The organism is Streptomyces manipurensis (assembly GCF_049570255.1).
In the GTDB taxonomy this organism is placed as follows: Bacteria; Actinomycetota; Actinomycetes; order Streptomycetales; family Streptomycetaceae; genus Streptomyces; species Streptomyces manipurensis.
The window spans coordinates 60,781-83,291 of sequence record NZ_CP186950.1 but is presented as its reverse complement, the minus strand read 5'-3'; the positions used below and the strand labels follow the sequence as shown (position 1 = coordinate 83,291).

Sequence of the window (22,511 nt, the reverse complement as noted above, 5' to 3'; positions counted from 1 at the left end):
ACCCCGGACCCCACGGTGCCCCGTACGCCCCGCGCCCCGCCCGCCCGTCCATCCGTACGACACGGCACGGCACGCACCAGGGAGAGAACCCTTGACCGTAACCACCACGGCCGCCCGCGGCACGAACCCTCCGAGCACCTTCCTCAGAGCCGCACTGATCCTGCAGACCCTGACCCTCTTCGCCCAGTCCGTGACCGCAGGCATGCTGCTCACCTCACCCCTCGCCGGGGAGGTGCACCACGCCGGATCACGGGTCGTGTACGGCGCGACGATGCTGTACGTGCTCGCCGCGGTCCTCGCCTGGCGTCCCGGCGGGGGATCACCGCGCCCGGTGCTGCACGCCACCGGGTTCCTGCTGCTCGCCTCGGCGCAGGTCGTCTCCGGCATCGCCCACGCGACCGCGCTCCACGTGCCCCTGGGCGTGGTGATGTTCTCCCTCAGCACCCTGGACCTCGCCCGGGCGCTCTCCCGGCGCCCGCTCAGCGGGGCGGCTCGCACCGCCGGGGGAGGGTCACCGTCCCCGGCCGGTGCTCGAAGGTGTCCATGACCAGCCATTCGTCCAGCTCGGGGTCGTAGAGGTTCTGCACCCCGAACTGGAGCACCTGCCAGAACGTGCCAGGGTCCTTCTCGTCCACGTAGATGTCGCCCAGGGCGAGCGGCAGTCGCGGGTAGTTCCCGGGCGGCAGCTGGGGGACGACCACGCCCACCCTCCAGTGGTTCACCCGGCGCTCCGGGGTGCGCCGCAGTGTCTCCGGGCCGACGAACCGCGCACCCTCGAAGGCCTTGTTCAGGTCCTCCAGGCCGAAACCGGGGATGCGGGAGCAGTCGTGCTCGGTCAGGCCGGGCCACTTGTACGTCAGCGTGTAGAGGGTGTCACGGTAGATCAGATTCGTGAACCAGATGGGGTACTGGGGGCCGCCCGCGGTCATCTGACTGTCGCCGTCCCGCCCTTCCCAGGTGAACGGCACCGTGATGTCCAGGTCCCGGACGATCCACTTGCCCTTGCCGCGGAAGTCCCGGGGGAGGCGGGGCACCGGCGGCGTCGGGGGCGCGAACTGCCGTCCGGCGGCGGCCGCCTGGCCGGACGGCGTGTCGGCCGCGGTCCGCGGCGTGGCGCCGGCCGGGGGCGGAGCCGCCAGGACCAGTGCGACGACGGCGGCGAGTGCGGCCGGCGCGGCCGCCCGACGTGTACCTCTCCAGCCCATGGTCTCCCTCGGATGTCGCATGGGGCGCTCGTGGCGCGGGGGACGAATGCGGTGACGCTGGGACACCGTCCCCGAAAACCTCCGATCCGAAACGGGCGCTCGCGGCAGCCCCTCGAGTGCACCCGCCGTCAGGCGGACGGACTGGTCACCCCGGCCGTGCGGGGTTCGAGGACGTCGTCCCCGTAGAGGTCCTGCACCCAGTTCGTCTGGTAGACGGTCTCGAGGTAGCGCTCGCCGAGGTCCGGGGCGATGGCCACCGCGGTCAGCGGCCGCTCCTGCCGGGCCAGCCAGCGGGTGGCACCGCTGACCACCGTGCCGGTGGAACCGCCGAACACGAAGCCGTGCCGGGCCAGCCGGTGGCAGGTGCGGATGGTGTCGCGCTCGCCGACGTGCACCACGTCGTCGACGAAGGAGGTGTCCAGGAGCGGAGGGCGCATGGCGGCGCCGAGGCCGGGGATCATCCGCCGCCCGGGGGCCTGCCCGAAGGTGGCGGAGCCCTCCGTGTCGACGGCGACGACGCGGACCGGGCGGTGCCAGCCGCGGAAGAACCGCGCACACCCCATGAGGGTCCCGGTGGTGCCCGCCCCGACGAAGAGGACGTCGAGGTCGGGGAAGGCGCGGGCGATGGCCGGAGCCGTCGAACGGTAGTGGGCCAGCTGGTTGTTGGGGTTGGTGTACTGGTTGAGCCATACGTAGCGGTCGTCCGAGGCGCACAGGGCCCGGACGTGATCGATGCGCGCGCCGAGCAGACCTCCGGTGGGGGAGGGGTCGGTGACGACGACCACCTGACTGCCGAGGGCCTCCATCAGGAGCCGCGTCTGCAGGTTGCAGCGGGAGTCGGTCACGCACACGAAGCGGAGGCCCTTCGCGGCCGCGATCATGCTCAGGGCCACGCCGAGGTTGCCCGAGGAGGACTCGACCAGGACGGAATCCGCCGTCAGCAGACCGTCGCGCTCCGCGGCCTCGACCATGGCGGCCGCGGCCTTGAGCTTGACGGAACCGGCGAAATTGAACCCCTCGCATTTGAGGAAGAGCCGCTGTCCGGTGATCGCCCCGAGGTCGACGTACAGGTCGTCCTGATTGAATTCCTGGGGGGTGGATATGACCTTCACGGCCACCTCCTGGTGTGCTCGCGGCGACGATCTCCGTCGTCGTCCCGTGAATTCCTCCATTACGCGGGAGCAGCCCGGCCGCGTCATGCCACTCGATCTCGGGACTTGACATCCGCCCGCAATTCGGCACCCCGCTTCCGCTTCGGCCCGCTGCCCTGCGTAGAACCGGTCTGAACTGTGGTTTTCTGGTGCAGATCACTGTGGCTGTGCGATGTCAAGCCACGACATCGAGTGGCGTGACGCGTACGTAAGCCCCGGGCCCTAATGAGAGGGAAGAACCCGAGAGCGCCCTCGGCCCCGGAAGGAATTCCGGCGGCGGAGCGCACGTGTCAGAGGTGGATGGAAATGTACGTGCCGACCGGCGACCCCGTACGAAGCGAATCCCGGACCGAATCCTGTACGGCCGACACCGCGACGGCCCTGGCCGCATTGCTGGCCGACGTCGTGGGAGTGGACCACGTCCCGGGCGACAGCGACTTCTTCCGCGATCTGGGCGCCGATTCCATGGTCATGGCTCGGTTCTGCGCCCGGGCCAGGAAGCGGCCGGACCTCCCGCCCGTGTCGATGAAGGACGTCTACCGCCACCCCACGGCCGACTCCCTGGCCGCCGCGCTCACCCGCGACGCGCCCCCGTCCACGTCCCCGCAGCCGCCCCTTCCGGCGGTCGCTCCGCCCCCGGCGGAGCGGCACACGGACCCGTCGCCGCCCAGGGCGCCCGTGCGCGCGGGCACGGCCCGGTACCTGCTGTGCGGGACCCTGCAGTTGCTCGCCTTCCTCGCCGCCACCTACGCCGCAGCCCTCGCGGCCGCCGAGGGCTACGAGTGGGCCGGCGCCGGCACGGGAGTGCTGGACGTCTACCTGCGCGCCGTCCTCGTCGGCGCCGCGGGATTCGCCGGCCTCTGCCTGGCGCCCATCGTGGCGAAGTGGACCTTGATCGGTCGTTTCACTGCGGAGGAGTTCCCCGTCTGGACCCTGCGCTACGTGCGCTGGTGGCTGGTCCGGACGCTGATCCGCACCGGCCCCGCCCGGCTCTTCGTCGCGTCGCCCCTCTACCCGGCGTACCTCAGGGCACTGGGCGCGAAGATCGGCCGCGACGTCGCGATCCTCTCCGTCCACATCCCCGTCTGCACCGACCTGCTCACCATCGGTGACGGCACCGTCATCCGCAAGGACGTCCGCTTCTCCTGCTACCGCGCCCACGACGGACTGCTCCAGACCGGACCCGTCACCCTCGGCCGGAACGTCCTCGTCGGCGAACAGAGCGTCCTCGACATCCACACCGCCATGGGCGACGGCTCCCAGCTCGGGCACGCCTCCAGCCTGCACACCGGCCAGACCGTCCCCGCCGACGCGCGCCGGCACGGATCCCCGGCCGAACCCACCGGCACCGACTTCCGTACGGTCGGCCCCGCCGCGTCCTCCACGGCCCGGAAGCTCCGCTACACCACCGGCCAGCTGCTCGTCCTCCTTCTGGTGTCCCTGCCGCTCGCCACCGGCGCCCTCGGCATCCTGGTGGCCGCGCTGCCCCACCTGCACGCGCCCTTCGGAGCGGACTCGGCGCCCGCCTTCACCAGCGGCACCTTCTACCTGGGCGCGCTGGCCGCCTCCTTCGTCCTCTTCTTCGGCTCCGCCCTCGCGGGACTGCTGGTCCAGGGCCTGCTGCCCCGCCTGCTCCGCCGGGGCCTGAAGCCGGACACGGTCTACCCGCTCCACGGCCGCCACCACGCCCTCCAGCGGGCCGTCACCCTCCTGACCAACCGGAGGCTCTACACGACCCTGTTCGGGGACAGCTCCGCGATCGTCCCCTACCTGCGCTACCTCGGCTACGACCTGGGCCGCGTCACCCAGACCGGATCCAACTTCGGGTCCGAGGTCAAGCACGACAGCCCGTTCCTCAGCTCGGTGGGCAGCGGCACGATGGTCGCCGACGGCCTCTCGCTCCTCAACGCCGAGTACTCCGCCACGTCGTTCCGGCTGACCCGGGTCGCGGTCGGGGCGCACAGCTTCCTCGGCAACCGGATCGCCTACCCCGCACACGCCCGCACCGGCGACAACTGCCTGCTGGCGACCAAGGTGATGGTCCCCGTCGACGGCGAACTGAGGGAGAACACCGGCCTGCTGGGCTCGCCGCCCTTCGCCATCCCGCGCACCGTGCTGCGCGACACCCGCTTCCGGGAGCTGGAGGGCCCCGGCGAGCTGCCCCGGCGCCTGGCCGCCAAGAACCGCCACAACGCGGTCACCGCGGGGTTGTACCTGGCGGCACGGTGGACGCACCTCTTCCTCCTCACCCTCCTCGCCCTCGGCGCGAAGGCCCTCCACCCCACCCTGGGCGTGTCGGCCATCGCCCTCGCCGCCGTCCTCGCCCTGCCCTGCACCGTCGTCCTGTTCGTCCTGGTCGAGCGGGCCAGTACGGGCTTCAAGGCCCAACGGCCCCTGTACTGCTCGATCTACGAACCGGCCTTCTGGCGTCACGAACGCTTCTGGAAGATGGCGTCGCTCCACCACATGCGCATCCTCGACGGGACGCCCTTCAAGAACGTGGTCGGCCGGTTGCAGGGCGCCCGAATCGGCAAGCGGGTCTTCGACGACGGATGCGCCTTCCCCGAGCGGACCCTCCTTGCGATCGGCGACGACTCCACCCTCAACGCGGGCACGGTCATCCAGTGCCACTCGCAGGAGGACGGCGCCTTCAAGTCCGACCGCACCGTGATCGGCGACGCCTGCACCCTCGGCGTCGGCGCGTTCGTCCACTACGGCGTCACCCTGGCCGACGGCGCCCAACTCGCCTGCGACGCCTTCCTCATGAAGGGCGAGCAGGTCCCGCCCGGGGCCCGGTGGACCGGAAACCCCGCCCGTCCGCTGACCACCGGCTGAACCCGCCCGCACACCGCCTCCCCCGCTGACGCCCGTCCGTACCGGAACCGCACCCAGGAGACACCCCATGACCCCCCACACGCCCCCGAGCAGACAGTTCTGGCACGAGGCGCTGACCGCCGGCAACGGCTTCACCCCCCTCCCGCGCTGGACCCGCACCCCGGTCGACGGCACGGCCGAGCACGAGACCGTGCTCCCGCCCGGCGAAACGGCCGCGCTGCGCCGCCTCGCGGAGGGAACGGCGACCGCGCTGGAGGCCCTGGTGCTGACCGCGCACGCGAAGGTCCTGGCGGCGCTGAGCGGCGAGCGCGAGGTGACCACCGGCTACGTCACCGCCGCCGGGGGACCGCCGCTCCCGTTCACGCTGGCGACGGACCCCTGCTCCTGGACGACACTGGCGCGGCGTACCGCCCACGCCGTCGCGCACCTGCACGAGCACCGGGACTTCCCCCTGGACGTGCTCAGGCACGAACTCGGCCTGACCGAACCGCTCTTCGAGACCGTGCTCGACCTCACCGACCTCACCGGCCGCACACACCTCACCGGCCCTGCCGCCCCGCCGCGCGAGCCGGCCGGCCACGACGGCCTCCCGGGCGCGGACACCGTCCTGCGCCTGACCGTCACCGGCCACGACGACGGCCGGCTGACCCTCCGGCTGCGCTACCGCACCGACGCCCTCGACGCCGACTGCGCCGCCCGCATCGCCGGGTACCACCGCACCGCACTCGCCCTGATGGCCGCCGCCCCGGACGCCGACCACACCGCGGGGACCCTGTTGTCGCAGGAGGAACGCCACTACCAGCTCCACGGTCTCGCCGGACCGAGCCGGGCCCTGCCGGAGCGCCGGTTCCACGAGCTCTTCGAGCAGCGCGTACGGCAGCACCCCCAGGCCGTCGCCGCGCAGCTCGGCGACCGGACGTGGACGTACGGGGAGCTCAACTCCCGTGCCAACCGGCTGGCGCACGCCCTGCGGGCCAGAGGACTGCGCGCCGAAGGCGTCGTGGCGGTGGCCATGGAACGCGACCTGGACTGGCTGGCGTCGGTCCTCGCCGTCCTCAAGGCCGGCGGCGTCTACCTGCCCGTCGAGCCGCACCTGCCCGCCGCACGCGTCCGGGCCATGCTCGACCGCGCCGGCTGCGGCATCGTGCTGACCAGGCCGGCCTCCGCGGCGAACCTCCGCTCCGCGCCCGACGCCCCCTCCGCCCCCCGGATCCTGCACGTCGACACCGCCTACGCCGAGGAACACCCCGGAACCGACCTCGGCATCGACGTGGCACCCGACCAGCTGGCCTACATCTACTTCACCTCCGGATCGACCGGGGAGCCCAAGGGCGCGATGTGCGAGCACCAGGGCATGCTCAACCACCTCTACGCGAAGATCGACGACCTGGAGATCGGCGAGGGCCAGGTGGTCGCCCAGACCGCCCCCCAGTGCTTCGACATCTCCCTCTGGCAGCTGCTCGCGGCGCTCCTCGTCGGCGGCCGGACCCTGCTGGTCGAACAGGAGACCGTCCTCGACGTCGCACGGTTCGTCGACACCGTCGCCCGCGAACGCGTCGCCGTCCTCCAGGTCGTCCCCTCCTACCTCGACGTGGTCGTCTCCCACCTCGAACGGCACCCCCGCACCCTGCCGGACCTGCGCTACGCATCGGTCACGGGCGAGCCGCTGAAGAAGGAGCTCGCCCAGCGCTGGTTCACCGCCCAGCCCCATGTCCGGCTGGTCAACGCCTACGGCCTGACCGAGACCAGCGACGACACCAACCACGAGGTCATGGACCGCGTCCCGGACACCGACCGCGTCCCGCTCGGCCGGCCCGTCAACAACGTCCACCTCTACGTCGTCGACGAGAACCTCGACCCGGTACCGCTCGGCGCACCCGGAGTCATCGCCTTCTCCGGCGTGTGCGTCGGCCGGGGCTACGTCAACGACCCCGAACACACCCGGCCGACCTACCTCACCGACCCGCACCGGGCGGGCAGCCGCCTCTACCGCAGCGGCGACCTGGGCCGCTGGCAGCCCGACGGAAAGCTCGAGTTCCTGGGCCGCCGCGACCACCAGGTCAAGATCCGCGGCTTCCGGATCGAGACCGGCGAGATCGAGAACACCCTCCTGCGCGTACCCGGTGTGCGCGACAGCGCCGTGGTCGTCGCCGAACGGCCCGACCACAGCACCCACCTCGTGGCCTTCTACAGCGCCCCGCGGCCCCTGGACACCGGCACCCTCCTGGACCGGCTGGGAGCCGCACTCCCCGCCTACATGATCCCCTCGGCCCTGCACTGGCGCGAAGCGCTCCCGCTGACCCCCAACAGCAAGATCGACCGCAAGGCGCTCACCCTCCTCGCCACCCGGCTCCCCGACCCCGAGGACGACGCACAGCCGCCACGTACCGACTCCGAGCAGCGGCTGGCCACCGCCTGGGCCCGGGTGCTCGGCGTCCCCCGCGAACGGATCGACCGGCGCGAGCACTTCTTCGACCGCGGAGGCACCTCGCTGTCGGCCGTACGGCTCGCCGTCGCCCTGGACCGCGCGGTCACCCCGGCCGACGTGAGCCGCCACCCCGTCCTCGCCGACCTCGCCCGCTTCCTCGACACCGCACCCGGCCGGGCCGCCGCCCGCTGACCGCACCCTCGCCCGCGAACCCTCCCCACCTCCGGAAAGGACAGGACCGTGACCTCCACGACCTCCACCCCCGACACGATCACCACCCCCGGCCGGCACGCCCCCGCACCCGGGTCCGCCCCCCGACCGGACCCGCGGCCCGGCACCCCCGCGGTACTGCACGTCACGACCCCCGACCCGGCGGACCTGCCCGCCTGGGCCGCCGGACACCGCGACACCCTGCGCGGCCTCGCCACCGAACACGGCGCCGTCCTCGTACGAGGCCTGGACCTGCTCGACACCGACCGGGCCGCCGCCGTCCTGACCGGCCTGACCGGCACCCTTACGGCCGACACGGAAGCCTTCGCGCCCCGCCGGGTGCTCGCCCCCGGCATCCACTCCTCCGCGGCGTGGCCCGCCGGCCAGCCCATGTGCATGCACCACGAACTCAGCTACACCCACACCCCGCCCGGCCTGCTGCTCCTGGCCTGCCCGATGGCGCCCGCCACCGGAGGAGCCACCGCGCTCGCCGATGCCGCCGCCGTCCTGGACGCCCTGCCGCCGGAGCTCGTCACCCGCTTCGAACGGGAGGGCTGGCTGCTCACCCGCACCTACGGCGAGGACATCGGCGCCACCTGGGCCGAGTCCTTCGGCACCGACGACCCCGCGCGGGTCGAGGCCTACTGCCGCGCCCACGCGATCGCGTTCGCCTGGCAGGACGACGGCGGTCTGCGGACCCGCCAGCACCGCCCCGCCGTCGTACGCCATCCCGTCACCGGCCGGCGCTGCTGGTTCAACCAGATCGCCTTCCTCAACGCGTGGACCCTCGACCCCGAGGTACGGGAGTACCTCGTCGACGTGCACGGCCCCGACGCCCTGCCCTTCGACACCCGCTTCGGGGGCGGCGACCCGATCGGCCAGGACGTCGTCGAGCTCGTCAACGGCGTGTACACCGAGCACACCGTCCGCGAGCCGTGGGTGTCCGGGGACCTCATGCTGATCGACAACATCGGCACGGCCCACGCCAGGGAGGCCTACGAGCCGCCGCGCGAGGTGCTCGTCGCCATGGCGGAGCCCCAGCCCCCGGCCCCGCTGTCCCCGGCCCCCCTGTCACCGACCGCCCGGTCCCCGATCCCCGCGGACGGCGTCCGATGACCGAGCGCCCCGCCACCCCCGACCAGCCCACGAAGCCCACGGAGCCCACCATGTCCGAGCAGTACGGCACGCCCCCGGCGATCACGGTCCCCCCGTTCGCGGTGATCTCCGGCGCCCAGGTCCAGCACACCCTCCGCGGCCGGGAACCCGACGTCGTACGCCTCGTCGAGGACACCTACCGGCTGCACTCCGAGGGGGAGTCGGTCAACCCCCCGTCGTACTTCCTGCGGTTCCCCGACCGCCCGAACGCCCGCATCATCGCGCTGCCCGCGTCGATCGGCGGCGGGGCCCGCGTCGACGGGATCAAGTGGATCTCCAGCTTCCCCGACAACGTCCGGTCCGGGATCCCCAGGGCCTCGGCGGTGCTGATCCTCAACGACCACGACACCGGCTACCCGCTCGCCTGCCTGGAGAGCTCCATCATCAGCGCCACCCGGACGGCCGCCATGGCCGCGTCGGCCGCCGCCGCGCTCAGCCGGGCCCGCGGCAGCCGTCCGACCCGCGTCGGCTTCTTCGGCACCGGTCTGATCGCCCGCTACGTGCACACCTTCCTCACGGCGACCGGCTGGACCTTCGACACCGTCGGAGTGCACGACACCAGCGCCGACAGCGCCGCCGGGTTCCGGGCCCACCTGCGGGCCGCCGGCACCGGCACCGGCCCCAGGATCGCCGTCCACGACAGCCCCGAAGAGCTGATCCGCTCCAGCGACCTGGTCGTCTTCGCCACCGTCGCCCCCCGCCCGCACGTCACCACCCCCGAATGGTTCGACCACAACCCCCTCGTCCTGCACGTGTCGCTGCGCGACCTCGCCCCCGAGATCCTGCTCGCCTCGGCCAACGTCGTGGACGACGTCGAGCACTGCCTCAAGGCCGACACCTCACCCCACCTGGCCGAACAGCTCACCGGCAGCCGCGACTTCCTCACCGGCACCCTGCACGACGTCACCACCGGCCGCGCCGTCCTGCCGGCCGACCGGCCCGTCGTCTTCTCGCCCTTCGGGCTGGGCGTCCTCGACCTGGCCCTCGGCAAGCACGTCTACGACGAACTCACCCGCACCGGGCAGCTGCACGTCATCGACGGCTTCTTCCACGAACGCCACCGCTACGGCTGAGCGCACCACCGGCCCGCCCCCCGCAGTCCGTCTGCCGTACCTAGCCCCGGCCCGCCCCCGGCGCGCCGAACGCCAGCCGGAACAGCGCTCCGCCGCCGGGGGCCGCCTGCGCCGTCAGCTCCGCCGAGTGGGCCCGCGCGATCTGCCGCGCCATCGCCAGGCCCAGCCCCGACCCCGGCAGGCGGCGGGCCGCCCCGGCCCGGTAGAAGCGGTCGAAGACGTACGGCAGGTCCTCCGCGGAGATGCCCGGCCCGTGGTCCCGTACGGTCAGCTCCGGCCCCCGGCCGGCGGCCCCCGGCACCAGCTCCACCTCCACGGGCAGCCCGGCCGGGCTGAACTTCGCCGCGTTGTCCAGCAGGTTCCCCAGCAGCCGGCTGAGCCGCGCCGGTACGCCCGCCACCACCACGGGGGCGTCCGGCACCCGCACGTGGAAGGCGACCGCCGGCCAGTGGGCGCGCGCCGCCTGCACGCAGGCCTGCGCCAGCGCGCCCAGCCGGACCTGCTCCACCAGCGGCTGAGGCTCCTCGTCGCGAGCCAGCTCGATCAGGTCGTTGACGAGCCCCGTCACCTCCCGCAGCTGCCGGCCCAGCGCGGCGGACGCCCGCTCGCGCTGGTCCGGGGTCAGCCGGTCGCCCCGCGCCAGGAGCTCGGCGTTGGTCCGCAGCGCCGTCAGCGGGGTGCGCAGCTCGTGCGAGGCGTCCGCGACCAGGCGGCGCTGGGCGGTGACCGACTGTTCGAGCTCCCCCAGCATGGTGTTGAAGCTCGACGCCAGCCGGGTGATCTCGTCCTCCCGCCCGGGCGGCGGCAGTTCGATGCGGTGCCGGGGGTCGCGGGTCGCCGCGATCCGCTCGGCCGTCGCCGTCAGGCGGGCGACCGGCGCGAGCCCGGTCCGGGTGACCCCGTACCCGAGGAGCGCCGCGAGCAGCACACCGGCCGCCGCCGTCAGCGCCAGCCACCAGGTGGCCTCCTCGATCCCGTCCTGCACCGTGTCGGCCCGCAGCGCCACCTGCAGCGCGCGGCCCCTGGCGTAGTCGGTGGTCAGCATCCGCGCCGGGTGCCCGGCCACCGTGATGTTCGTGTAGTACGGAGCCCGCCGCCCCGCGGCCACCTCCCGCGCGGCCGGCGCCACCGGCAGCAGCCCCGGCGCGGCGGGATCCTGCGCCGGGTCGGCGGCCACGACCTCCGCGCACGCGGGCGCGGCAAGGAACCGGCATTCGCCCGCCAGGGTGCCCGGCCCGGCCCCCGGATTGCGCTGGGCCGCGAGCCGCGCGGACTGGGTCAGGCTGAGGTCGAGCTGCTCGTAGAGCGCGGACCGGACCACCAGGTACGCCGCCCCGCACACCCCGAGCGCCACCAGCGCCACGGCCGCCGTCACCGACAGCGCGAGCCTGGTCCGCAGCGGACCGCGTCTGCGCCAGACCCGGCCCGACCGGCGCCGGCCGCCGCTCACGCCGCGTCCAGCCGGTAACCGACCCCGTGCACCGTGTGCACCAGCCGGGGCTCGCCCGCGGCCTCCAGCTTGCGCCGCAGGTAGCCGACGTACACGGCGAGGGAATTGGAGTCCGGCCCGAAGTCCCGACCCCACACCAGCTCCAGGATGAGCTCGCGGGGCAGCACCTGGCGGGGATGGCGCAGGAGCAGCTCCAGCAGGGCGGCCTCGGTACGGCTGAACTCCAGCGGACGCCCGCCCCGGCGCCCCGTGCGGGTCGCCGGATCCAGCACGAGGTCGGCGAAGCCCAGCGGGACGGCGCCCCCGGGGTCCGGCGCGGCCCTGCGCAGCAGCGCCCGGACCCGCGCCACCAGCTCGTCCAGGGCGAACGGCTTGACGAGGTAGTCGTCCGCGCCCGCCTCCAGGCCGTCGACGCGCTCGCTGACCGAACCGAGCGCGGTCAGCACCAGCACCGGTGTGCGGTCGCCCAGCGCCCGCAGCCGCCGGCACACCCCGAGCCCGTCCAGCACGGGCATCATCACGTCCAGGACGACCGCGTCGGGCTCCCAGAGCGCCACCTCGGACAGGGCGGCCAGCCCGTCCGCGGCGCCCCGCACCTCGTACCCCTCGACCGCGAGCCCGTCCTCGACGGCCGCCCGCACCTCGGGCTCGTCGTCCACGACGAGGATCCGCTGCGGCCCGGGGCCTCCCGTACCGCCCGAACCACCTGCGCTGCCCGTGTTTCCCGTACCGCCCGTGCTGTCCATGGAACTCATGGGGCAAAGCCTGCCAAAGCCTTCTGAGAGAACCTCTTAGAACGTTCTTAGGGCGCACCGGGAGTGTGCGCACATGACCTCCACCACACCACACACGCCGACGGCGCTCTCCGTCGTGATCGGCGCGGGCGGCACCGGCGGCCACATCTATCCCGGACTCGCCCTCGCGGAAGCCCTGCGGGCTGCCGTGCCCGGCGCCGTGGTCTCCTTCATCGGGACCGAACGCGGCCTGGAGACGGAGCTGATCCCCGGCGCCGGCCACCGGCTGCACACCGTCGACATGATTCCCTTCGACCCCGCACTGGGCACGAAGCGCTACCTGCTGCCCGCGGCACTGCTCCGCTCGGCCCACCAGGCGCGGGCCGTGATCCGGGCGCAGGGCGCCCACGTGGTCGTCGGCATGGGCGGCTACCCGAGCGCGCCCGCCGTGCTCGGCGCCCGGCTCGCCGGAGTGCCCGCCGTCATCCACGAATCGAACGCCGTCCCCGGCCGTGCCAACCGGTTCGCGGCCCGGCTCACCGCGCACGTCGCGGTGGCCTTCGACCGCAGCCGCCCCCACCTCGTGGGCGGCGACCGCGCGCTCACCACCGGCATGCCGATCTCCGCGGCCCTGGCCGCCCTCGCCGAGCTGCCCGGACCGGCCCGGGCCGCGCTGCGCGCCGACGCCCGGCGCGCCCTCGGGGTGCCCGCCGGGCGCCGCCTCGTCGTCTTCAACGGCGGCAGCCTGGGCGCCGTACGCCTCACCCGGGCCGCGGCCGGCCTGGCCGGCCTGTGGCAGCACCGGGACGACGTGCAGCTCCTGGTCAAGACCGGCCCGGCGGCGCTCCCCGACACCGTGGCCGACCTGGCCGCGTCCGGCGGCGGCCGCATCGCGCGCGCCGTCCCCTACCTGGACCGCATGGACCTCGTCTACGCGGCCGCCGACCTGGTCGTGTGCCGGGCGGGCTCCGCGACCGTCGCCGAACTGGCGGCGACCGGCGTGCCCGCGGTCCTCGTCCCCTACCCGCACGCCCCCGGCGACCACCAGACCCACAACGCGCGCGTCCTGTCCGACGCCGGGGCGGGAATCCTGCTGCCCGACGCCGAAACCACCGGCGAGCGCCTCGCCGCCCTCGTCGGCCCGCTGCTGGCCGACCCCGCCCGGCTGCCTGCCATGGCCGGCGCCGCGCACCCCGGCCCGCACGCGCGGGCCGCGGAACTCCTGGCCGCGGAGGTCCTCCGCGTCGCAGGCCTCCTCCCCGGCCGTCCCACCCCGGCCGCCCCCCGACTGGAGCGCATATGAACAACTGGACCGACCGCACCGTCCTCGTCACCGGAGCGGAGGGCTTCATCGGCTCGACGGTGGTGGACCTGCTGGCCTCCCGGGGCGCACGGGTACGCGCCTTCGTCCACTACAAGCCGTACGCGGAGAAGGGGAACCTGGCCCGCCACCTCGCCGACCCGCACGGGCCGGTGGAGATGTGGGCGGGCGACGTACGCGACGCGGGCCGCGTCAGCGACGCCGTCGCCGGCTGCGACACCGTCCTCCACCTGGCGGCGCTCATCGGGATCCCCTACAGCTACGACTCCCCGGGCGCGTACGTGCAGACGAACGTCACGGGGACGCAGAACGTGGCGGAGGCCTGCCGGCGCCACGGCGTACGACGCCTCGTGCACACCTCCACCAGCGAGGTCTACGGGACCGCGCTGACCGCACCGATCGCCGAGAGCCACCCCCTCCAGCCCCAGTCCCCGTACTCCGCGTCGAAGATCGGCGCGGACATGATGGCGCTGTCCTTCCACCACGCCTTCGACCTCCCGGTGACCGTCGTACGCCCCTTCAACACCTACGGGCCGCGGCAGTCCGCACGCGCGGTCATCCCGACGATCCTGTCCCAACTGCACGCCGGATCACGGGAGATCCGCCTCGGCTCCCTCACCCCGACCCGGGACTTCACGTACGTGACCGACACCGCGGAAGGCTTCCTCGCGGTGGCGGAGTGCGACCGGGCGCTGGGCGAGGTGGTCAACCTCGGCACCGGCGAGGAGATCTCCGTCGGCGACCTGGCCCGCGCCCTGATCACCGCATCCGGACGCGACGCCGAGGTGGTCGTGGACCCCGCGCGGCTGCGCCCCGCGGGCAGCGAGGTCCACCGCCTGCTGTCGGACAACTCCCGGGCCCGCGAATGGGCCGGCTGGCGGCCGCGGGTGGGCCTGGAGGAGGGACTGCGCCGCACCTCCGCATGGGTCGCCGAGAATCCGTCCCTGTTCGCCCCCGGCCGCTACGCGGTCTGAGTCGGTCGGACGGTCAGGCCAGGCCCGCCGCGATGGCCAGACGGGCGGCCTCCACCCGGTCGCGGACGCCGGCCTTCCCGAACAGGTTGTTGATGTGCGTCTTCACGGTGGACTCGCTGATGAACAGCCGTTCCGCGATGGCCCGGTTGGGGAGCCCCTGCCCGATGAGGGCGAGGACCTCGCGCTCCCGCTGGGTGAGGTCGGCCGGGAGGTCCGCCGGCCCGGAGCCGGCAGCGGGGGAGGGCGGGGCGGGGGCGCGCGGGACGCGGGCCGCGGCCAGCAGCCGTGCCTGGACCTCGCGGTCCAGCACCGACTGGCCGGCGGCCGCCGCGCGGATCGCCCGCGCGATGTCCTGCCGGCCGGCGTTCTTCGTGAGGTAGCCGCGGGCCCCCGCGTTCAGGGCGGCCATGATGGACTCGTCGTCCGCGAAGGTGGTGGGGACGACCACGGCGACCTCGGGATGGTCCGCGCTGAGCCGCCGGGTCGCCTCCGTGCCGTCCATGCCGGGCATCCGCAGGTCCATCAGGACCACGTCGACGGGACCGGCGGCGACCGCCGCCAGCACCGCGTGCCCGTCGGCCGCCGCCGCCACGACCTCCAGGTCGGGCAGCAGGCCCAGGACGGCCGCGAGGGGTTCGCGCACCGCGGCCTGGTCGTCGGCGACCACGACCCGGACGGGCCGCGCCGCTCCGGTGGACTCGTTCATCGGGGTACCTCCGCCCGTACCTGCCATCCTCCGCGGTCCGGACCCTCCGTCACCGGGCCCGTGGTGACGCTGCCGCCCAGGAGCGCGACCCGCTCGCGCAGGCCGACCAGCCCCAGCCCGCTGCCGGGGACCGCGGCCACCGGCAGGGTGGGCGGCGCGTTCCGGTCCGGGAACCGGGACGGAAAGCGAAACCGCGGCGACCCGGGAGTGCGGGGGGCGCCCGCGCCGCATGGGCCGGACGGGTGGCCCCCGCCGCCGGGTGGACACAGGGCGAAAGTCCCCCTGACGGGCGAGGACCGCCGGGGCGGCGGGCCGACCCGCGGGGAGGACGGCCCGGCCCGCTCGCGGGTCTTGGGCCTCTCCCGAGTCGCGGGCCGCTTCCGGTCCCGGGCCGGTCCCGGGCTCAGGAGGCGGGTGCGGCGGGGTGGCTGCGCCCGGTGGTGGACGCGAAGCCGAGCCACGTGTGGCGGTTGCCCCACCAGCACCAGCCGACCTTCGGCGCGTTCCGGCGCTCCCGGCCGTCCCGGCCGGTCCCGTTGCTGATCCAGATGGCCGGAGTACGGGCGTCCAGCGTGCCGTTGTCCTTCCGCAGCCGCGAGCCGATCGTCATGAAGCAGTGATTGCGGTCCAGGACCTCGGGCTGCTGGAGCACCCAGTGGATCCCCTCGGTGAGGACGAGGGGCGCGCGATCGGCGGCGGTGAGCGCCGGCAGCGCCTCCTCAGGGCTCCAGTTGGCCATGTCGTCGCCGCGGTCCAGGCCGTCGAGGACGTAGAAGGGGGAGTCGGGCAGGGCTGCGCCGTGGGGCGCGAAACGGTCCACGTCGGTCATGTCGACGACCACGAACCCGGGCTTGTCGTCCCGCCGCAGCAGCGGGGCCAGGGCGGACGCCGGGACGCGGTCGGGGTGCACGGCCAGCAGCGTGCCGCCGCCCGCCGGTTCGGTGCGGGCCTGCGCAGCGGTCGCGGCGAAGGACCGCAGCTCCGCCGCGGACACTCCCGCGAGCCGGTGGACCCCGAGGTCGACGAGGCGGTCCGCCTGGGCGGCGAGGGAGGGCAGAGCGGGCACGGCAGTTGTCGGTGTCTCGGTCAAGGGCACTCCTCGGATCACGATGCTTGCGGGGGACGGCGGCAGGGGGCGGGCACGGGCGGTTGCCGGGGTGCGGGGCACCGGGCACAGGGACCCGCGGCCCCGGGGAGCGTCCGGCGTGTGATCAACGCAGGAGAGGGGCACGATGTTCCCGGCCGGGAAACGGACTTGCCCCCGCTGACCTCCCCCGACCGCCGCTCCCACCCCGCCCGGGGACGGCGTTGGGCTGCACCCCATGGACACGGGGACCGGGATCGCCGGATCGGATCGTTCGGATCATGAGGCCGAAACCTGGAGCGCCACGCGTTCCTGGGCGCAGCAGCACCTCTCCGGGACGGAGCGCATCGAAGGAGTCGTGCCGCTGCGCGGCGGATGGACCTCGCGGATGCGCCGCCTCGACCTCCACAGCCCGGACGGACACCGCTCGCTGGTCCTCCGCTCGTTCGTCAAACCCTTCTACGTCCGCCACGCGGAGGGCCTGCTCACTCGCGAGGCGGACATCCTGAGCCTGCTCCGTGACACGGAGGTGCCCGCTCCCGCCCTGCTGGCGGTCGACGCGACGGCCCAGCACTGTGATCACCCGTCCCTGCTGATGTCCCTGCTGCCTGGCACCGTACGGCTGGACGACCGGGACGCCGAGCACCGTGCGGACCTGCTGGCACGGCAGCTGGCCGACATCCACGAGCTGCCGGTGAGCGAGGGGCAGCGGCCGCGCACCTACCAGGCCTGGACCTCTCCGGAGCGGGTGACCCCGCCGACGGCCACCCGGCGCCCCGAGCTCTGGCAGCGGGCCGTCGACGTCCTGCGCCGCGAGCCGCCTGCCCATCGGGGACGCTTCCTGCACCGGGATTTCCACCCCGGAAACGTGCTCTTCACCGGCACGGACGGCGGACTGCGGATCAGCGGGGTCGTCGACTGGGTGGAGACCTCCTGGGGGCCGGCCGATCTCGACGTGGCGCACTGCGCGACGGCCCTCGCCCTCCTGCACGGGGCCCCCGAGGGCATGCGCTTCGCCGACCGCTACGTCGCCGCCGGAGGAGCCCTCAGCGCAGCCGACGGCGACCATCTGTACTGGCGGCTGCTGGACGCGCTCGCCTTCGCCCCGGACGCGGAGAAGGTCGCCGTGCCCTGGCGCGAACTGGGCCGCACCGACCTGACCTCCGCCGTGCTGACCCGGAGGCTGGAGGAGTACGTGGCCGCCCTCTTCGACCGCTACGCCTGAAGCGGCGTGGAGCGGTGGGCACGGCCTGACGGCGGGCCGGGTGGGTGCAGGTACTCGAGTACGAACACGGATGCGGACAAAGGCCCGGACAGGGTTGGGTGGGGGACATGAAGAACGCTGCTGTGCCGCCCGCCGACCGTGAACCCCTGTCCGGGACGGGAAGCGAGGAGGAATGGGAGAGCCCCGCGCAGGGGTGGCAGGATCCCGGTGAGCTGCCCGGACCGCCGCCGCGGACGGGGGCGTTCGCGCTGTCCCTCGGTGTCCTCGCGGTGGTCTCGGGGCTCTGCCCGTGGCTGCCGGAGGCCTTCCCGCCGGCCGTCCGGTTCTTCCCGCTCCATCTGACCGTGCCGCTGGGGATCTGCGCGCTGGTCGCCGGCATCGGTGCCCTCCGGGACGCGCGCCGCGCGCCGGAGGCGGGGCGCGGGCGGGCACGGGCCGCGATCGCTCTCGGCGCCGTGGCCGCCGTGGTGCCCGTCGCCGTCGTCGTCTGGGGCGTCTCCGTCCTGAGCGTCTGACCCGGTCGTCCCGGCCCACCGGGGGCCGGGACCGGGATCGGGGGTCCGCCCGCCGGTGTACGGGCGCCGCCCCGCGGGCCCTCGGGGAGCCCCGTCGGCGGGAGTTCCCCGCCCCCGGCCCGGCCCGCGGGTCAGCCCTGCTCGCGCATCCCCCAGGGCGAACCGTAGGCGGTCAGCAGGTCCAGGAACGGGCGCGCCGCGAACGCCTCCGGCCCCAGCACACCCGACTGCGCCCACACCCCCTGCGCCATCAATTCCAGCGCCACCACCGGGTTCACCGCCGTCTGCCACACCACCGCCTGCGAGCCGTACTCCCGCATCGACCACTGGTTGTCCACCACGTGGTAGAGGTACACCTCCCGCGGCCGGCCGTCCCGGCTCCCCTTCACCCAGGTCCCGGCACAGGTCTTCCCCGTCATCCGATCGCCCAGCGTCGCCGGGTCCGGCAGACAGGCCGCGACCACGTCCCGCGGTGACACCCGCACCGGCGCTCCGTCCGCGCCGCGCACCGCGACCGGCTCCGTGGAGTCCAGACCCAGCGCGCGCAGGGTCTTCAGCTTGCCGATGAAGTCCTCGCCCAGCCCGTACTTGAAGGTGACCCGCCGCGCGTCCACCCAGCGCGGCACCAGCAGCACCTCCTCGTGCTCGACGTTGACGCACTCCACGGGCCCGATGCCGTCGGGGAAGTCGAACACCTCCGGCTCGCTGAACGGTTCGGTGGTGAACCAGCCCCGCTCGCGCTCGTAGACCACCGGCGGGTTCAGGCACTCCTCGATCGTCGTCCAGATGTTGAACGAGGGCGCGAATTCGTACCCCTCCACCGTCAGGTTCGCCCCGTCCCGGATCCCGATCTCCTCGATCTCGTCGAAGAGTTCGTCGGCCGCGTACCGCGCGAAGACGTCCGACAGGCCCGGCTCCACGCCCATGCCGACCAGCGCCAGCCGCCCCGACTTCTCCCACTCCTGCGCACGCGCGAACTGCTCGTCGCCGAGCTTGACCCCGCAGTCGTCGTACGGGCGGCTCGGATGCGGCCGCGACAGCGACATCGCCATGTCCAGGTAGTGGCTGCCGGCCGTCAGCGCCGCCTCGAACAACGGCATCACGAACCGCGGATCGGTGGCGTTCAGCAGCACGTCACAGCCCTCCGCCGCCAGCAGGGCGGCCACCGCCGCCTCGTCCGAGGCGTCCACCCGCCGCGCGGCGAACCTCCCGCGGGCCGCCTCCCCGAGCGCGGCCACGGCCGCCTCCGCACGGGCGAGGTCGTAGTCGGCGACCACGAAGCGGTCGAAGAAGTCCCGGCGGGCCGCGATCCGGGTGATCGCGGTCCCCACGCCGCCGGCGCCCACGAGCAGAACACGCATGACGAAAGCCTCTCTGGTTCGGCAGGGCGGGACGCGACCGTCCGCGCCCCCGTGCCACGGGATGAAAGCCGCCCGCCCGGGATAAGGTCAATGGTGTTGGCATAAGGACACCCGCACGGACGCATCGGACCGGAGGAACCGCGATGGCGAAGAAGGCGGTCCCCGAGGCGGCGCGCAGACGCCGCCGCCCCACCCGTCAGGGCACCGTCCTGTCCGAGCGCCTCATCATCGACACCGCCCTGCGCATGCTCCGCGAGCACGGCAGCGCCGGACTCTCCGCCCGTCGGCTCGGCGCCGCCCTGGGCGCCGACCCCAGCACCCTCTACCGCTACTTCGACGGCATGGACGGACTCACCCTCGCCATCGGCGAAGAACTGATCGGCCGCGCCCTGGACGCCTTCGCCGCCACCGGCGACTGGCGCCACGACCTGCGCGAACTCGGCCTGCTGATCCACGGGGCCTACCTCTCCCACCCCCAGGCCGCCGTCCTGACCGCCGGCCGCGTCACCGGGCGCCCCCGCGAGATCGCCGCCGACGAGACCGTCCTGGGCCTCCTGCGGACCGCCGGATTCCCCGACGCCGAGGCCGTCGGCATCTACCACGCGTTCATCGACCAGTCCCTGGCCTTCGCCGCGCTCGACGCGGGCGCCCTCGCCCTGGCGGAGACCTCCCGCACCTCCGACGAACGGCAGTGGGAGTCCACGTACGCCCGCCTGCCCGCCCACGAGTACCCCCACATCGCCGCCACCGCACGGCTCCTGGCGGCCCGCATGAACCACAGCGCCTACCCCCTCGCCCTGGACATGCTCCTCGACAGCGCCGCGGCCCGGCTCAGGGGCGTACGCACCACCCCGTGAACACCGCGGCCCCGCCGGTCGCCGGGCACGCCGTGCGGGCGGTCAGCCGTTGAAGCCGCTGCACTCGGTGACTTCGCCGCCCTGGCGAACGGTGTACTGGGCCGGAGGTACGTCCATGACCTGGAAGCCGCCGTTCTGCCCGATCTCGACCGTCCCGCCGAACCCGGCCGACCCGTAGATGTAGGCGGGACCCTGGGTGAAGCCGCCGCCGGAGAGGTGCACCTTGCCGTTGGGCAGGACACCCGAGACCGAGCAGGTGGCGGACGGTACCGCCGTCGTCGCGGCGACGGCGGCCGGGGCCGCGAGCAGCGACGCGGCGGCGAAGGAGCACAGGACGCAAAGGCGTGCACGCCGGTTCATGATGGTTCCCCTTCCCGGGGATCGGGGAGGCCGCGGCAGCCTGCCGTGCCCGGCCGCCGACCCGCACCTCCCGCTCCGCTCACGCTCCGGGAACGACGGGGACCGGGGCCGGGTCGGCGCGGCGGCCGTGTACCGGTCCGCCGCCCTTCCATCGTCTCCCCGCCGGTCCGCACGGGCGACCGGCGGGGAGACGATGAAAGGGAGGCGGTACCGCGGTGCCGGGTCAGCGCAGCCGGGGGATCACCTCACGGGTCTCGTCGACCTCCGGGACCGGCGCGCTGCGGCCGGGAGGCTGCGCGGGGCGTTCGTCGGCGCAGACGGTGCCCGGCGCGGGCAGGGCCCGGGTGGCGAGGTAGGCCGTCGCGAGGGCGCTCACGCACGCACTGCGGTGGTAGGCGGTGTGCCCCTCGGCGTCGAACGTCACCAGCCGCGCGTTCTCCAGGGTCCCCGCCAGTGCCACGGCATCCCCGTACGGCGTGTCGGGATCCCCGGTGGTGCCCAGCACCAGGATCGGGGCCGAGTCGGTCGCCCGGTGGGAACCCACGTACCGGCTGGGCCGCGCCTCCTGCCACTGGGCGCAGACCGGGGCGTGGTTGTGGTCGTAGGTCGGCGGGCCGAAACCGATCGCGGGCCCCAGCAGCGGCGCGGACCCCGCACCGGTCCGCACGGCACGCTCCAGCAGCGGCAGCCCGGGCGGGTAGACGCGGTCGGCGCACTCGACGACCACATTGGTGGAGAGGAAGGCGAACGTGGCGGCCGAGAGCGGGCTCAGCAGGAACGACGCCCGGCGCTCCTGCGCCGCCCGCAGCGCCGCACCCAGGCGGGGCCAGATCTCCCGCCCCGCGTTGATGTTGAACATCAGCCGGTAGGCCAGGGTGAAGCCGGTGGCCGGGCGTCCGCCGGCCCCCACGACGGGGTCGGCGTCCAGCCCGCGCACGAGCTCCCCGAACGCCTCCCGAGGCCGCCCCTCCCCGAACCCGCAGACGGCCGGGTCCTGCCCGCACCAGTCCAGGAACCGCCCGACGGCCGCGTCCAGGGCCGTGAACTGCGCCGCATCGTAGGCATAGGGCACTTCGGCGTACGTCCTCGGGTCGTAGGCCCCGTCGAGGACCATGGCCCGCACCCGCCGCGGGAACCGCGCGGCGTAGACGGTCCCGACGTACGAGCCGAAGGAACGCCCGTAGAACGACAGCGTTTCCTCGCCCAGGGCCCGCCGCAGCAGGTCGATGTCGGCGGCGTTCGCCCCCGTGCCCAGATGCGGCACCAGCGCGCCCGCCCGCTCACGGCAGGCCGCGGCGAAGTCGGCCGCCAGCCGTACGGCCTCCCGTACCGCGCCGGCCCCCGGCGCACCGCGCGCGGCGTCCACCGCGGCCGCGTACGCGCGGTCGTCCCAGCACCTGACCTGCCCGCTGCGCGCCACCCCGCGCATGTCGAACCCGACGACGTCGAAGGCGTCGCGCAGCACGGCGGGCAGGGCGTCGTAGCTGTTGCGCGCGAAGTCCACCCCGGAGCTGCCCGGCCCGCCGGGATGAAGCAACAGCACACCGGTGCGGCCGCCGCGGCCCGTCGCCGGCCGACGGGTGACCGCCAGCGCGACCGACGGCCCGTCGGGCCGGGCGTGGTCCAGCGGCACGCGGGCGGTCGCGCACTCGAAGCCGTCGCCCGGCTCACCGTCGGGACAGGGCCCCCACACCAGTACGGGCGGCCGGGCGGCCCGGGGCCCGGCGGAGGCGGGCGGGCCCGCCAGGAGGGCGGCGGTCAGGGCCAGCGCGAGGGATATCCCCCGTACCAGCGGCCTGCGCGGGGCTTCGGCCGTACGGGTCTGCATGCGGGTCCTCCGTCACGGGTGCTGCGGAACACGGGCAGG

At 74.2% G+C, this 22,511-nt stretch carries 19 protein-coding genes and 1 pseudogene; 10 read left to right on the top strand and 10 right to left on the bottom strand.

All coding sequences use genetic code 11. The features are described 5' to 3' along the window. The first annotated feature begins 91 nt into the window (after positions 1-91). The gene (locus tag ACPU2J_RS00420; RefSeq protein ID WP_420077895.1) at positions 92-547 is read left to right on the top strand and encodes a hypothetical protein; all 456 of its coding nucleotides are present in this window, start codon (positions 92-94) and stop codon (positions 545-547) included. On the opposite strand, the gene ACPU2J_RS00415 is transcribed toward ACPU2J_RS00420, so the two are convergent. Further along, complete coding sequence (locus tag ACPU2J_RS00415; protein WP_423832418.1) at positions 480-1,226, bottom strand: hypothetical protein; 747 nt, start codon at positions 1,224-1,226, stop codon at positions 480-482. The two genes, ACPU2J_RS00420 and ACPU2J_RS00415, sit on opposite strands and share 68 nt — an antisense overlap. 107 nt (positions 1,227-1,333) lie before the next feature. After that, positions 1,334-2,317, bottom strand: coding sequence for a 2,3-diaminopropionate biosynthesis protein SbnA (gene sbnA, locus ACPU2J_RS00410; RefSeq protein ID WP_423832417.1), 984 nt, complete (start codon positions 2,315-2,317; stop codon positions 1,334-1,336). Positions 2,318-2,662: 345 nt separating this feature from the next. Here sbnA and ACPU2J_RS00405 point away from each other — a divergent pair, with 345 nt between their 5' ends. From ACPU2J_RS00405 to sbnB, 4 genes are all read left to right on the top strand, one after another. Continuing rightward, complete coding sequence (locus ACPU2J_RS00405; RefSeq protein ID WP_423832416.1) at positions 2,663-5,191, top strand: Pls/PosA family non-ribosomal peptide synthetase; 2,529 nt, start codon at positions 2,663-2,665, stop codon at positions 5,189-5,191. A 67-nt stretch (positions 5,192-5,258) separates the two neighbouring features. Then, a complete protein-coding gene (locus tag ACPU2J_RS00400; RefSeq protein ID WP_420077899.1) occupies positions 5,259-7,811 on the top strand; it encodes a non-ribosomal peptide synthetase in 2,553 nt (850 codons plus the stop codon). A gap of 78 nt (positions 7,812-7,889) precedes the next feature. Next, positions 7,890-8,945 carry a TauD/TfdA family dioxygenase gene (locus tag ACPU2J_RS00395; RefSeq protein WP_420082256.1) on the top strand — a complete coding sequence of 352 codons (1,056 nt, stop codon included), beginning with the start codon at positions 7,890-7,892 and terminating at the stop codon, positions 8,943-8,945. 50 nt (positions 8,946-8,995) lie between these two features. Next, complete coding sequence (gene sbnB / locus ACPU2J_RS00390; protein WP_420082257.1) at positions 8,996-10,057, top strand: 2,3-diaminopropionate biosynthesis protein SbnB; 1,062 nt, start codon at positions 8,996-8,998, stop codon at positions 10,055-10,057. 40 nt (positions 10,058-10,097) lie between these two features. On the opposite strand, the gene ACPU2J_RS00385 is transcribed toward sbnB, so the two are convergent. Continuing rightward, complete coding sequence (locus ACPU2J_RS00385; RefSeq protein WP_420077900.1) at positions 10,098-11,507, bottom strand: sensor histidine kinase; 1,410 nt, start codon at positions 11,505-11,507, stop codon at positions 10,098-10,100. Further along, a complete protein-coding gene (locus ACPU2J_RS00380; RefSeq protein ID WP_365498598.1) occupies positions 11,504-12,262 on the bottom strand; it encodes a response regulator transcription factor in 759 nt (252 codons plus the stop codon). The genes ACPU2J_RS00385 and ACPU2J_RS00380 overlap by 4 nt, the downstream gene beginning before the upstream one ends. 73 nt (positions 12,263-12,335) lie before the next feature. Here ACPU2J_RS00380 and ACPU2J_RS00375 point away from each other — a divergent pair, with 73 nt between their 5' ends. Together ACPU2J_RS00375 and ACPU2J_RS00370 are read left to right on the top strand one after the other, a co-directional pair. Continuing rightward, positions 12,336-13,544: a UDP-N-acetylglucosamine--N-acetylmuramyl-(pentapeptide) pyrophosphoryl-undecaprenol N-acetylglucosamine transferase gene (locus ACPU2J_RS00375; RefSeq protein WP_420077901.1), complete on the top strand. Its 1,209-nt coding sequence runs from the start codon at positions 12,336-12,338 to the stop codon at positions 13,542-13,544. Further along, positions 13,541-14,536, top strand: a complete 996-nt coding sequence (locus ACPU2J_RS00370; RefSeq protein ID WP_420077902.1) for an SDR family NAD(P)-dependent oxidoreductase — start codon at positions 13,541-13,543, stop codon at positions 14,534-14,536. Before ACPU2J_RS00375 ends, ACPU2J_RS00370 begins: the two co-directional genes overlap by 4 nt. A 13-nt stretch (positions 14,537-14,549) precedes the next feature. Here the strand turns inward: ACPU2J_RS00370 and ACPU2J_RS00365 are convergent, their stop codons facing one another. From ACPU2J_RS00365 to ACPU2J_RS00355, 3 genes and pseudogenes are all read right to left on the bottom strand, one after another. Then, positions 14,550-15,242 (bottom strand): response regulator, encoded by a 693-nt coding sequence (locus ACPU2J_RS00365; protein WP_423832415.1) that lies wholly within the window; start codon positions 15,240-15,242, stop codon positions 14,550-14,552. After that, positions 15,239-15,406: pseudogene (locus ACPU2J_RS00360) on the bottom strand (two-component sensor histidine kinase); the annotation flags it as partial. The gene ACPU2J_RS00365 and the pseudogene ACPU2J_RS00360, both read right to left, overlap by 4 nt. A 239-nt stretch (positions 15,407-15,645) precedes the next feature. Then, positions 15,646-16,332 (bottom strand): DUF5701 family protein, encoded by a 687-nt coding sequence (locus ACPU2J_RS00355; RefSeq protein WP_420077904.1) that lies wholly within the window; start codon positions 16,330-16,332, stop codon positions 15,646-15,648. A gap of 232 nt (positions 16,333-16,564) precedes the next feature. On the opposite strand from ACPU2J_RS00355, the gene ACPU2J_RS00350 reads away from it, so the two are divergent. Together ACPU2J_RS00350 and ACPU2J_RS00345 are read left to right on the top strand one after the other, a co-directional pair. Then, entirely contained in the window at positions 16,565-17,551 is a 987-nt protein-coding gene (locus tag ACPU2J_RS00350) for a phosphotransferase family protein (RefSeq protein ID WP_423832414.1), read from the top strand. A gap of 107 nt (positions 17,552-17,658) precedes the next feature. Next, positions 17,659-18,066, top strand: coding sequence for a DUF4190 domain-containing protein (locus ACPU2J_RS00345; protein ID WP_423832413.1), 408 nt, complete (start codon positions 17,659-17,661; stop codon positions 18,064-18,066). 131 nt (positions 18,067-18,197) lie between these two features. On the opposite strand, the gene ACPU2J_RS00340 is transcribed toward ACPU2J_RS00345, so the two are convergent. Continuing rightward, the gene (locus ACPU2J_RS00340) at positions 18,198-19,427 is read right to left on the bottom strand and encodes a saccharopine dehydrogenase family protein (protein ID WP_420077907.1); all 1,230 of its coding nucleotides are present in this window, start codon (positions 19,425-19,427) and stop codon (positions 18,198-18,200) included. Positions 19,428-19,570: 143 nt separating this feature from the next. Between ACPU2J_RS00340 and ACPU2J_RS00335 the strand changes: the two genes are divergently transcribed. Continuing rightward, positions 19,571-20,284, top strand: coding sequence for a TetR/AcrR family transcriptional regulator (locus tag ACPU2J_RS00335; protein ID WP_423832412.1), 714 nt, complete (start codon positions 19,571-19,573; stop codon positions 20,282-20,284). A 42-nt stretch (positions 20,285-20,326) separates the two neighbouring features. On the opposite strand, the gene ACPU2J_RS00330 is transcribed toward ACPU2J_RS00335, so the two are convergent. Next, positions 20,327-20,644, bottom strand: a complete 318-nt coding sequence (locus ACPU2J_RS00330) for a hypothetical protein (protein WP_420077909.1) — start codon at positions 20,642-20,644, stop codon at positions 20,327-20,329. Positions 20,645-20,867: 223 nt separating this feature from the next. Then, a complete protein-coding gene (locus ACPU2J_RS00325) occupies positions 20,868-22,472 on the bottom strand; it encodes an alpha/beta fold hydrolase (RefSeq protein ID WP_420077910.1) in 1,605 nt (534 codons plus the stop codon). Positions 22,473-22,511 lie beyond the last annotated feature (39 nt).